Origin of the sequence: Falsiruegeria litorea R37, from assembly GCF_900172225.1 — a bacterium.
Classification (GTDB): Bacteria; Pseudomonadota; Alphaproteobacteria; order Rhodobacterales; family Rhodobacteraceae; genus Falsiruegeria; species Falsiruegeria litorea.
Genome location: NZ_FWFO01000001.1, coordinates 738,721 through 751,282 on the forward strand (window position 1 = coordinate 738,721; position 12,562 = coordinate 751,282).

Sequence of the window (12,562 nt, forward strand, 5' to 3'; positions counted from 1 at the left end):
GCCAATCGGATCGGCCTAGTTTGGCGCATTGAGATGCCGAGCAGGAGGCCGATCCGATCATGACACAGACGGGACCAAAAGTTCTGATTCTGGGCTCTGCACCTTGCGTGCAGGACGCGGCGGATTGGTCACGCGGGCCCTTTACCCACATCCTGGCCATCAACAATGCCTGGCGGGTGCGCCCGGATTGGGATTTCTTGATCCATCCCGAGGATTTTCCGGTCGAGAACCAGCCCCAGCAACTGCTGCCCACGCAGCAAATCATAACTGCGCAGAACTATGTCCCCGCGCAAAACGCTTACGGTGGCTTTGTCTATGCAGGCGGCACCATGGCGTTCACGGCGGGGTATTGGGCGCTGCACGCGTTGCAGCCTGATGTGATCGCCTATTTCGGATGCGACATGGTCTATCCGGCGCGGGGCAATACGCATTTCTACGGCACGGGGCAGGCGGACCCTTTGCGTCAGGACATCACGCTCAGATCGCTGGAAGCAAAATCATCGCGGTTGATGCAATACGCAGCACGACAAGGGTGCCGGATGGTCCGTCTGTCTGATGGTGAAAGCCGACTTGTGTGCCCGTCTTCAAGCGTTGACCAAATGGGCGACGTTCCATTGATGGACGTTTCGGGTCTGGCGCATGTAGAGGCGCAAGAGAGGGCGCTGGGCTACTATGTCCCCTCGGGCCGGTATTGGAAGGATCAAGCCCGCTTTGATGTGGCGGAACTGGACCGGATCGACCGGCTGTGGCTTGGCGACACACAGCCGGATGATGTTAAGGCTGCCTGACTTTAAAGAGCGCTCTTTAGGTCTGTGAACTTGGCTTTGGCGTCTTTGACAGCCTGTTCACGCACTGGCCCGTATCCGCGAATGTCATCTGCTACCGACAGGATCGCCTGCCAAGCCTCGGTGTCCGTGGCCTGATCCAACAACCCCTCGTACCACGCCAGCGTTTCGCGATGCATTTTGGCCTCGGAATGATAGCCGAATGGGTTCAGGGGCGAATTCCGAATACCCTTACCCTTGGCCAGCAGACCCAGAACCGACTGCATCCATGGCCCAAAGGCGCGCTTTGCGGGGCGACCGCGACCGTCCTTACCAAGGTTCAGGATCGGCGGGGCCATGTGATATTTGACCTTGAAATCGCCTTCGAAAGTCTCGGCCAGTTCGTCAGCAAAGGCTTGCCCCGTCATCAGGCGCGCGACCTCGAACTCATCCTTGTAAGCCATCAGCTTGAACAGGTTGCGCGCGGCGATCTTGGTCAGGTCATCGGATGTTCGGGCGCGGAGCTTCTCAATCCGGTCGGTGTAGCGTTTCGCGTAGTCCGCGTTCTGATAGTCGGTCAGGAAGGCGGCGCGGCGCGCAATCATCTGGTCCAGCGTTTCTGGCTGTTCCTTGGGTGAAATCATGTCGTTCAGGCGCGCAGGATCAGCCGCCATCGCACGCCCCACGGCAAAGGCCAGCTTGTTCTTTTCAACGGCCACACCGTTCAGGAGGATCGCTTGTGACAGGGACATCTGGTCAACCGGGACCAGCCCTTTTTGCCAGGCAAAGCCCAGCATCATCACGTTGGCAAAGACCGCATCCCCCAGCACCTGCTCGGCCAGCGCGTTGGCATCGAACCCGGCCACATTGTCTGCTCCGACAACACGCGAAATCTCGACTTCGCGGGTGTCGACGTTCAACTGTGCATCGCGGCGCAGAACCAGATCTCCGGTTGGCATCTCGGCCCGGTTCAAAACCATTCGCGTGCCCGACCGGTAATGCGCCGATGCCTTGGGGGCAGAGCTGACCACCACATCGCAGCCAATCACCGCGTCCGCCGTGCCTTGGTCGATCCGAACCTGGTTCAATGCGTCGGGCGCCTCGCCCAGGCGGATGTAGCTGAGCACGGTGCCGAATTTCTGGGCAAAGCCGGTGAAATCAAGCACTGAGCTGCCTTTGCCCTCAAGATGCGCGGCCATCGTGATCAGCGCGCCAACGGTCACAACGCCGGTGCCGCCCACCCCCGTGACCAAAAGGTCAAAGGGAACGTCGAGTGGTGGAAGCTCAGGGGTGGGCAACCCGGCCTCGACAGATTCCAGATCCAGCGTCACGGCGCGTTTGCGCCGGGTGGCGCCTTCGACGGTGACAAAGCTGGGACAGAAGCCGTCCAGGCAGGAAAAGTCCTTATTGCACGAGCTCAGGTTGATCTTGCGCTTGCGACCCAGTGGCGTTTCGCGCGGCTCGACGCTCAGGCAGTTCGATGCGACCGAGCAATCGCCGCAGCCTTCGCAGACCAGATCGTTGATCCAGGCGAACCGCTTGGGGTCATCCATGGTGCCGCGTTTACGGCGGCGGCGTTTCTCGGTGGCGCAGGTCTGTTCGTAGATCAGGACAGTGACGCCGGGAATATCGCGCAACTCGCGCTGCACCTGATCCATTTCCTTTCGGTCATGGAATGAGGTGTTGGCCGGGAAATCAGCGCGTGAGAACTTGTCGATGTTGTCCGACACCAGCGCGATCCGTTCGACCCCTTCGGCGCGGCAGGTCTGGGCGATGCCATGTACGCTCACAGGGCCATCTACTGGCTGGCCGCCAGTCATCGCCACGGCGTCGTTGTAGAGGATCTTGTAGGTGATGTTGGTTTTGGCGGCGACGGCCTGACGGATTGCCAGCGAGCCCGAGTGATACCAGGTGCCTTCGCCGAGGTTCTGGAAAATATGCTTGCCGCCGTTGAACTTCGACGCAACGACATGCGGCACCCCTTCACCGCCCATCTGGGCATACCCCACGGTTTGGCGGTCCATCCACGAGGCCATGACGTGACACCCGATACCACTGGCTGCGGTGGAACCCTCGGGCACTTTGGTCGAGCTGTTGTGCGGGCAGCCCGAGCAGAAATACGGCGTGCGGGTGGCACCGGGCACGTTGATCAACTGCGGGGGCGTGTCAGTCAGTGCCTTGGCCTTGCCTGGCAGCCCCTCTTCTGGGAAAAACGCGTCCAGCCGCGCGGCGACGATGGGGGCCAGCATCAGTGGGCTCAGCTCTCCGGTCCAGGGGATCAGCGGCTCGCCGTGGCTGTCGTATTTGCCGACCATCTTGTGCGGTTTGTCACCCGGCCAGTCATAGAAATACTCTTTGAACTGGCTTTCGATGATGCCGCGCTTTTCCTCGACCACCAGCACCTCGGCTTTGCCTTTCACAAAGCGCAGGGCGTTGCGGCGGGCGAGCGGCCAGACCATGCCGACCTTGTAGATGTCGATGCCCAATTCGCGGCATTTGCGCTCATCCAGCCCCAGCAGGCGCAGCGCCTCCATCAGGTCCAGATGGCCCTTGCCTGTGGTGACAAAGCCGAACTTGGCGTTCTCGATGTCATAGACGCGGTGGTCGATCGGGTTGGCTTCGGCAAAGGCCCGAACGGCGCGCAGTTTGTGTTGAATGCGGGTTTCAATCTCGGGCGAGGGCAGGTCAGCAGATCGCACATGCAACCCGCCCGCTGGTAGGTCGATCTGGGGCAGTTCAAATGTTCGATCAGGGTGCAACTCGACCGAACGCGCGCTTTCCACCGTCTCGCTGATTGCCTTGAACCCCACCCATGTTCCGGAAAACCGAGACAATGCCAGCCCGTATTCGCCGTATTCAAGATACTCATCAATCGACGCCGGGTTCAGCGTCGGCATGAACCAGGTCATGAAGGCCACATCCGATTGATGCGGCATCGAGCTGGAGACGCAGCCGTGGTCATCGCCCGCCACCACTAAAACGCCACCCTTGGGGGCCGAGCCGTAGGCGTTGCCATGTTTCAGCGCGTCACCTGAACGATCCACACCTGGGCCCTTGCCGTACCACATGGAAAACACGCCCTCGACCTCACAATGTGGGTCCAGCGTGGCCTGCTGCGCGCCCAGAACCGCCGTGGCGCCCAGGTCCTCGTTCACGGCGGGCATGAATTTGATCTTGTACTCGGTCAGCCGATCCCGCGCGCGCCACAATTCCAGATCCAGCGCGCCCAACGGCGACCCGCGATAGCCCGACACGAAACCCGCGGTGTTCAACCCCGCCTCGCGGTCGCGCCGCGCCTGATCCATCATGATCCGTGCCAGAGCCTGCGTTCCGGTCAGAAACACCCGTCCAGTGGTGTTGGTGTAGCGATCGCTGAGTTGATAAGGGCGCAGGTCGGGCGTGTGTTGGGTCATGGCTGGCAAACCGTGTTTGTTGGCAGGAGTTTGAACAGTTTGCCTTGATTCCATTGGAATGAGGTTCCAGATTGCGCGATTATTGACGAAAAACTGGTTCAATTTGCCAATATTCTGGGATAGTTTGGATGAATGAACCAGATCACTCAATTCGACGAACGCGATCGGCACATTCTGCGATTGCTGGAACAGGACAATCGGATTTCAAATGCCGATCTGGCCGAGGCAGTGGGTATGTCGACTTCGGCGCTCTGGCGTCGGGTGCGAGCGCTCGAAGATGCAGGCGTGATCGAGCGCTATGGGATTGTCGTGAACCCCAAGGCGATGGGGCTGGGCTTTCAGGCCATCGTGCATGTCCAACTCACACGTCACGACCCCGAAAAGATCGTAGATTTTATCCGCGCGGTCGAACGCGCGTCAGAGGTGCAAGAGTGTTTTGCCACCACGGGGCAGTCCGACTATCACCTGCGTGTGCTATGTGCCGACCTAGAGCATTACAACCGCTTTCTCGAAGACTTTCTGTTTCGTCTTCCAGCCGTTGCCAGTGCGCAGACCAATGTCGTTTTGCGCACTGTCAAAGACCATGGTCCTGTCGCGGCTCCATGATCGTGTCCCTTGAATCAAGCCAGACTTGGGATCAGCACTCGAACCAGACTTTGGACGGTTCGGTTGGAACTTCGGTCAGGAATGTTGCACCTGAACATGCGCTTTGTGCTGCTTGGGTGGCAGCTGTGCTTACCGTACCGGTTTGAACCCTGGGCAAAGTACTGGTTTGAGTTGAGCAGGCGGAAACGGTCAAGACCGCGACGATAGCTGAAAATCTAATGAGCAAAGCAACCCCCTCTTGGAAACAAGAACTGGAGAAAGGCTAGCCATCTGGCCTGCACCTTGCAATGAGCAGCATGAACCAAGATCGCAAACTTGGCGTCAAAATTGGCGACAATCTCAATTCCCTTGACGTTTTGCGGTCTCTGCGGCGACAATCAAACCGTGGTTAACGCCCGAAACCCCTTATTTTCTTGTCTCGGGCAATGGTCTTCGGAAGAATATTGTAGATTTTTATTCAAAGACTTCGGTTTGGCTGGCTGTGGGAGCAAGCACAATGAAGTTGATACAGACAACAGCGGTGCGAAGTGCACGCGCGTCATGCGCAACGATTTTGGTGATGTTGGCAGGTGTCGGGCTTGGGACAGGCAAGGCGCTTTCGGAAACAGATCCATTGGATGCTCCGCTTGAGATCGTGGAATTCAAAGAGGGTGACACCCTGCGCGGCGTTGTGGGGGAATACCTGCGCGACCCCGATCTGTGGCCCGCCGTCCTGAAGCTCAACAACATCGTTTCGTCCGCGGATCTGGTGCCTGGCACAGAATTGCGGTTGCCGGTTCGGCAGGTGGCAGCAGCGGACGCGGCTTTGTTGTCGTCGTTGCAGGCGATCCAGAACGCAAATGCAGAAGGCGCCCGCATTTTTGCCCCTGACGAAATCGGACAGGCCATCCAAAGCCGTGACGAAGCGGTGACGCGCCGCGAAGTGGGCGAATGGCGCGAGGTTGTTAACTATGCCGGCGTCGCCCGCGATTTTGCCCGCGATGCGCTGGACATTTCCATCGCGCAACGGGACCGCTCGGCCGAGGCCGTGGTGTCCGATGTTCAGGGCAGTGTCGAAGGGCGCGCGCCGGTCGAACCCAGTTGGTCGGATCGGGCGCGCAATGACATTCTGGTCGAGTTCGAACGCATTCGAACCCTGTCTGCCAGCACCACCCAGGTCACGTTCCGCGATCTCAGCCGCTTGCGCTTGAACCCCAACTCAAACGCTACGATCCAACGGATGCGATCGGACCCGCTGACGGGTGGAGAGGTGACCAAGGTATCCCTGGCTGAGGGCGACTTTTACGCGCTGCTTAATCAGTTGTCAGACAAGACCACTTTTGAGATCGACGTTCCGGGGATCGAAACCACGACGAACTCGGCCGATTTCTGGATCAAGAACGACCAAAGCGGCGCGCGCTTTGTGAACTACGACAAACCGGGGTTGGAAATCGAGCGGGACGGTCAAACTTTTGAGCTGGGCGAGAACGAGGGCGTGGTGATTGCCGGAACCGGCGCGCAACGGGCCGAGGTGCTGGCCAGCCCGTTGCTGAACCTGCCTGATGTTGGTCAGATCCTGTATTCCGAGACTGCGGACCTGAGCTGGGAGGTCTTCTCCGGGGCCGAGGCCTATTGGCTCGAGGTCGCAAGCGATCCGGGCTTCAATCAGATGCAGATTTCGGAGTGGGGCATTCGCGACACGGCTTTTGCGGCCTCAGGGCTTGCGCCTGCGCGCTATCATTGGCGGGTTGCCGCGCTCGACAAGTTGGGGCTGCCGGGGGAATGGAGCACGCCGCGTGATTTCACGCTGCGTGTCGACAACACCCCGCCTTTTCTGACGTTGATGTCCCCTGCCACGGGCACCATCGCGACCGAGCCGCAGATCGAGGTTCTTGGCGCGACCGAGCTTGAGGCGACGCTGACGCTGGATGGTAAACCGCTCAAGGTGGATGGGGACGGCAGTTTTGTTACCGACGTGGCCCTGGCGCCCGGCGAGAACGTGATCGAAGTGGTGGCGATTGACCTTGCAGGCAACGTCAGTCGACGTAGCCAGTCGGTCATCTATCGCCCCTCCGCCGAGGTCGAGATTGCGCTGTCGGATCAAATGGCACGGGTGGGGGATGTGCTGGCCTCGCGGACGGATCAACTGTCGGTGTCAGCCAGCACGACGGCGGAACCGGGTGCGGCTGTTCTGGTCAGGGATGCGTCGGGGAGCGTTGTGGTTCAGACACAGGTTGGCGTAGCCGGGGCCATTGGCTTTACAGTGCCGGTGGTTGAGGCTCCGCGAGAGTTCTCCATCCAGATTCTGGCACCTGGGGGCTCGAGCGAAGGGGCTCTGAGCTTTGCAGCATTGCGCGATCAGGTCGCGCCCGAGATCAAGCTGGATCTGCCGCCGCCGCGCGCAACCTCGGACGATGTGCTTTCAGTGACTGGAACAGCCGACGATGCTGTTCGTTTGACGCTCAATGGGACGGACCTGCCGTTGCTTGAAGGACGATTTGACCTGGCCGTGACATTGTCGCCGGGCGCGAACGAATTTGAACTGGTGGCGGTGGACGCAGTTGGGAATGTCAGCGTCACACGCCTGAGCACGCTTTTGGACATCGACCCGCCCGAGGTGCTGAGTGTCGAGCTGGGGCGCCCACAAGGCGACACCGGCCCGATCGAGATTGACGTGCAGGCCCGCGATGCATCTGGCCTGCGTCAGGCAGCACCATTTGTCATCAGCGTTGATGGGATCGAGGTCGAGGGATTTTTGCGCTGCGACAGTGTCAGCGGATTGTGTCGGGCGGTGTTGCCGCCCGAGGCGGGCGAGTTGGAGTTGGTTGAACTGATTATCGAAGATTACGCGGGGAACACCGCCTTCGAATAACCCAAGGTCGGACGGGCGTGGGGGCGTCGGTCCGGACCAGATGGAACGGGGAAGGGGAACGGAACATGTGGTGGATGAAAGGCTGCGCAGCTGCCGCGCTGGCTATGGTTTTGTCGTCCGTACAGCTTGTGGCGCAACCGGCCCCTGTGTCCGATGGCCTGCTGGTGGTCTACGGTCCGCTTGCCCCCGCGCGCGAAGGTGACGTGGACCGCCGCGAACAGGTGTTTTTTAGTATTCCCGCCGATTTGAAAGACCGCGTTTACGTGCGCATTTTCGACCCTGAAATCGCAGGAGACAATGATTTTACCTATGGAGGGCCAGGCGACTCTGAAACCACGTTTCGGGTCTTTGGTGGCGATGGGGCCTTCACGGATGCTGACCGACCGGAGCCGGTCGAGGACGGCGCGCGCGAGCCGCGATTGATCCCCTATGATCCCGTTACGCAGCCCGGCAAACTGATCAAGGAAAAGGCCTGGACATCGGACCGGGACACGGATGGTCGCTGGGTTAATCTGACCGCCTTGCGCGCCCGCCAGGGCGAGGTTGTGGAGGGCCGCGCTTATTTCCGCATCGATGTTCAAGGCAGCAAGGGCAATGACGGCAATGGGTACACCTTGGGTGTCAGCCTGTCGCGTGATCGCGCTCGCCCGCCCGAGGGGCTTGAGATGTTTGCCTATCGCCCCACCGTGCGCTGGTCGGCGGGGAGCACCGCAACGCAGGTTTGGTTCACCCGCACCACCGATGGTCCGTTTCAGGTCCAAAGCTTTGATGGCGCCAATGGTGAATTGGCGCTGGTGACGGACTACGGGGATCTGGGTTTGCGGATCTCGGGGCAGAACTTCTGGACCTCGGACTCTGTCGACACCGAAGAGACCAATCTGGCGATCAGCCTTCTGGGCGGGTTCGAGACCCCCAATGACGTGACGCTGGCCGTCTTCGATGCGGCGGGCGATCCAGTGCCGCTGGACATGCCGCCCAAACACGCGCCTGAACCGGCCCGGCCAACGGCCATCGGCACCGGGCGTCCCTTGGCCGATTGTCGCTCCGTCGCTTTTGATGGCAACGGGTCTATCGGCTTGACACCTTTGGGGTTTGATTGGGACTTCGGGGACGGCAACCGCTCGAGCGAACCGGTGGTGGCGCATCGCTACGCTGCCCCGGGTCGCTACACCGCGCGTTTGCGCGTGCTTGACCCCGGCACGCGCCCCGGTCGTGGGGATGAGGTTTCGGTGCCCGTACATATCCGCAACGCACCCGTTGCTGTTCCCGGCAGCGACATCGTTGTCGCGCCTGGGCAGGTGGTGGCGTTTGATGGATCGAACTCGCAGCCCTCGGACGGCCCGATCACCAGCTATGGGTGGAGTTTCGGCGACGGTGGCCGCGCCCAAGGAGCCAAAACCTCTTACGTCTACAAAACTCCTGGCCAATACCGCGCGGTGCTGCGAGTCAAGGACGACGCAGAGCATCCCTGTAACGTGGGTCTTGCGACACGGCGGGTCACGGTCAACTTTGCCCCGGTGGCCGAGGCCGGAACAGATCAGAGCGCGATCATCGGCCAGACGATCATTGTTTCTGCGGGGGCAAGCTATGACGTGGACGGGTTGATCAACACCTACCGCTGGTCGATGGGCGATGGCACCGTATTGGAGGGAGAGACCGTCACCCACCAATATGCCGAGAGCGGATCCTATCAGGTGCTGCTGACCGTCATCGACGACAGTGGCGTTGCCAACAACCTGGCCACAGACGGGATGCGGATAACGGTCAACGCGCCGCCTGAGCCAAGCTTTATCATCCCAGACCGACCGGTTTCCGTCTCGGAACTGGCGATGCTCGACGGCACTGCCTCTTTGGACACGGACGGGCAGATCCTATCCTACATCTGGGACTTCGGCGATGGCGCCATGGGCGAAGGGCCGATAGTCGACTACGCTTGGACCCGTGCCGGGGAATACACCGTCACCTTGACCGTCGAGGATGACAGCGGCACGGCTTCGGCCCTGCAGTCGGTTACGCGCATTGTGCGTGTTGATGCCGCCCCAGTTGCGGATGCGGGCGCCGATCAGTTCGTCACCGCCAGTGAGGTCACGTTTTCCGGCGGCGGCTCTGTCGATCCGGATGGCGCGGTGACGGAATGGCTGTGGGAGTTCGGCGACGGCGGCACAGCGTCTGGCCAGAATGTCAAACACGCCTACCTGCGCCCCGGCACATACGAGGTGGCGCTGACCGTGCGCGACGACAGTGGCGCGCCGCTCAACACCGACCGAGACACCATGCGGGTGACCATCAACGCCACACCCATCGCGGACGCAGGCCCGCCGCAGGTGGTGGCACCAGGCGAAGAGTTCGTGGTTTCGGGCCGGGCCTCAGTGGACCCCGATGGCGAAGTGTCCGAATACTTGTGGACGTTCCCGGACGGGCAAACCGTCAGCGGGCTGCGCGCGGCGCATACGATCAACGAGCCGGGCCTTTATCGGATCGGGTTGGTAGTGCGCGACAATTTCCAGGGTGGCGCGGCCGAGGACGAAGCCGAGGTGTTCATCACCGTCAACGCTCCGCCCGTTGCCGTAGCCGGTGCCGACCGTCTGATCGCGCCCGGGGACAGCTTGCAATTCGATGCGGGCCAAAGCTTTGACAGCGACGGGCGCGTGACCAGCTATCGGTGGGAATTCGACGATCTGGGCGACCCGCTCGAGGCGCGCACGGTCGAGCGTCACTATCCGACCGCGGGTGTCTGGTCGGCGCAGCTGGTGGTGACCGATGACAGCGGTGTTCTGAACAGCACCGCCAGCGACGACATGACAATCCGCGTGAACCACCCGCCCGTAGCTGAAGCGGGGCCGGATATCGACACCGACAAGCTTTATGTCGCCTTTGATGCTTCCCAATCCAAGGACGCAGATGGCGATGCGCTGATGTATGTATGGGACTTTGGCGATGGCTCGACTGCGGCCTATGGCGAGCAGGTGACCCATGTCTATCCGCGCTCGGGCGTGTTTCCGGTGACCTTGCGAGTGGACGATGGCACCGGCCTGTCGAACGCGCGCGCCATTGATGCCACCCGCGTCACCATCCGGGCGCGGCCTATGGCGGATGCGGGCGGTAATCGTGATGTGTGTTCGGGCGAGCCGATCCTGTTCGATGCCTCGGACAGCGCCGACCCCGATGGTGGGTTGCTCTTGTATGAGTGGGACTTTGGCGACGGCAGCGGCTCGGACCTGATCAACCCGACCAAGACCTTTGAGCTGCCAGGCGTCTACCCGGTGACACTCACGGTGCGCAACGAGACAGGCACGCAATATGGCACCGACATAGATCGGATCGCTGCCCTCGTACGTGAAGGGCCAATTGCTGATGCGGGGGGGGATCGGACGGTGTGCTCGAACCAGCAGGTGCGCTTTGACGGCTCAGGCTCGACCGATGCCGATGGCGCGGTGAATGCGTTCTCGTGGACTTTTGGGGATGGCAACACCGGCAGTGGTGAAAACCCGGTCCACATCTTCAAACGTCCCGGCACCTATGCAGTGACACTGACCATTACCGGTGAGGCGCGCGGCGCGTGCAGCCCGCTTGATAGCGACGTGGCCAATATCATCGTGGTCGCGGCCCCAACGCTTGAGATCGCGGGGCCCGATCGCGCCGCCGCAGGTCTGCCTGCCACGTTCCGGGCCGAGCTGGGGCAATTGGGTGGCGCACAGGCGCAAGGGTTCTCGTGGGAGGTTTCGGACGGCACCACGATGCAAGGTGGCGAATTGGTCCATACCTTTGCCGAGCCGGGTGAATATCTGGTGACCCTGCGCAGCAATCTGACCGGCGGCACCGCAGGCTGCACCGATCTCGAGGTCGTACGCAAGGTCATCGTCAACGCCCCGCCAGAGCCTGTGATCGACGTGGTGGCCGAGGTCGCCGTGGGCCAGGCCGTGCGTTTTGATGGCGGCGGCTCCAGCGATCCGGATGGGGCGATCACCCGTTTCCGCTGGGAGTTTGGCGATGGGAATGCGGCGGACACGGTCCTGACTTCGCATCGCTTTGCCGAGCCGGGGGACAAGACCGTTGTGCTGACTGTCTGGGATGACGCAGGTGTCGGAAATTCCGAACAACGCGTGGAAAAGATTGTGCGCGTGACACCTGCTCCGGTGGCGGGCCTGGTGGCGGACGGGGCGGTTTGTCCGGGTGTCGACACCCCCTGGAGCGTTGGCGTAGCAGAGGGCACGCAAGTCATATGGACGTTTGGGGATGGCACGCAGGCCACCGGTGCCTCGGTCGATCACGTGTTTGCCGCGCCCGGTCAATACCCCGTGCGTGTCCGCATGGATGACGGGCGGGGGCTGCTCAGCAGTCAGCGCAACGAAGAGGCTTATGTGCGCGTCAATTCCGAACCCACCGCTTTGGCCGGGCCGGACCGGATCGTTTGCCCGGGTGATGTGGTCCGCTTTGATGCCAGTGCCTCGGGCGATCTGGATGGGCAGATCACCGACTGGAGTTGGGAGTTCAGCGATGGGGTGATCCTGGAGGGGGAGCGCGTGGAGCGTGTCTTTGACAGCCCCGCCGATCTGATGGTGCGCCTACGGGTGCGCGATGACAGCGGAGCATTGGGCTGTGACGTGGGAACGGATGCCGCGCGCGTGCTGGTCAATGCACCTCCGATTGTGGATGCAGGCCCGGACCGGACTGTGCCTGTGGGGGCGGCCCATGATGTGGTGCGATTTGCAGAAGAAAACGCCCGCGATCCGGACGGGCAGGGGACACAAGTCACTTGGGCCTTTGGCGATGGGACCGAGGCCAGAGGCGCCGTTGTCCGCCACCGCTATGCCACTCCGGGCAGCTACACCGTGACAGTGCGGGCGCAGGACAGCACCGGACTGACCTGCGGGATCGGGCGCGACACGGCAACCATCACAGCGATTGCGCGCGAATGAGGTGTGGAA

Annotated in this window: 5 protein-coding genes; 4 read left to right on the plus strand and 1 reads right to left on the minus strand. The window is 61.4% G+C overall.

What is annotated here, in order from left to right; genetic code table 11:
- Window positions 1-59 precede the first annotated feature (59 nt).
- Window positions 60-788 (plus strand): hypothetical protein, encoded by a 729-nt coding sequence (locus TRL7639_RS03785; protein WP_085794445.1) that lies wholly within the window; start codon window positions 60-62, stop codon window positions 786-788.
- 2 nt (window positions 789-790) lie between these two features.
- On the opposite strand, the gene TRL7639_RS03790 is transcribed toward TRL7639_RS03785, so the two are convergent.
- Complete coding sequence (locus tag TRL7639_RS03790; protein WP_085794446.1) at window positions 791-4,177, minus strand: indolepyruvate ferredoxin oxidoreductase family protein; 3,387 nt, start codon at window positions 4,175-4,177, stop codon at window positions 791-793.
- A gap of 132 nt (window positions 4,178-4,309) precedes the next feature.
- On the opposite strand from TRL7639_RS03790, the gene TRL7639_RS03795 reads away from it, so the two are divergent.
- The 3 genes from TRL7639_RS03795 (at window position 4,310) to TRL7639_RS03805 (ending at window position 12,553) form a co-directional block, all read left to right on the plus strand.
- Entirely contained in the window at window positions 4,310-4,783 is a 474-nt protein-coding gene (locus tag TRL7639_RS03795; protein WP_085794447.1) for an Lrp/AsnC family transcriptional regulator, read from the plus strand.
- Window positions 4,784-5,279: 496 nt separating this feature from the next.
- Window positions 5,280-7,634, plus strand: coding sequence for a FecR domain-containing protein (locus tag TRL7639_RS03800; protein ID WP_085794448.1), 2,355 nt, complete (start codon window positions 5,280-5,282; stop codon window positions 7,632-7,634).
- Window positions 7,635-7,699: 65 nt separating this feature from the next.
- Complete coding sequence (locus TRL7639_RS03805) at window positions 7,700-12,553, plus strand: PKD domain-containing protein (RefSeq protein WP_085794449.1); 4,854 nt, start codon at window positions 7,700-7,702, stop codon at window positions 12,551-12,553.
- Window positions 12,554-12,562: the final 9 nt, after the last annotated feature.

Coding starts and splice junctions, on each gene's coding strand:
- TRL7639_RS03785 (WP_085794445.1), top strand. CDS start 60: ATGACACAGACGGGACCAAAAGTTCTGATTCTGGGCTCTGCACCTTGC.
- TRL7639_RS03790 (WP_085794446.1), bottom strand. CDS start 4,177: ATGACCCAACACACGCCCGACCTGCGCCCTTATCAACTCAGCGATCGC.
- TRL7639_RS03795 (WP_085794447.1), top strand. CDS start 4,310: ATGAACCAGATCACTCAATTCGACGAACGCGATCGGCACATTCTGCGA.
- TRL7639_RS03800 (WP_085794448.1), top strand. CDS start 5,280: ATGAAGTTGATACAGACAACAGCGGTGCGAAGTGCACGCGCGTCATGC.
- TRL7639_RS03805 (WP_085794449.1), top strand. CDS start 7,700: ATGTGGTGGATGAAAGGCTGCGCAGCTGCCGCGCTGGCTATGGTTTTG.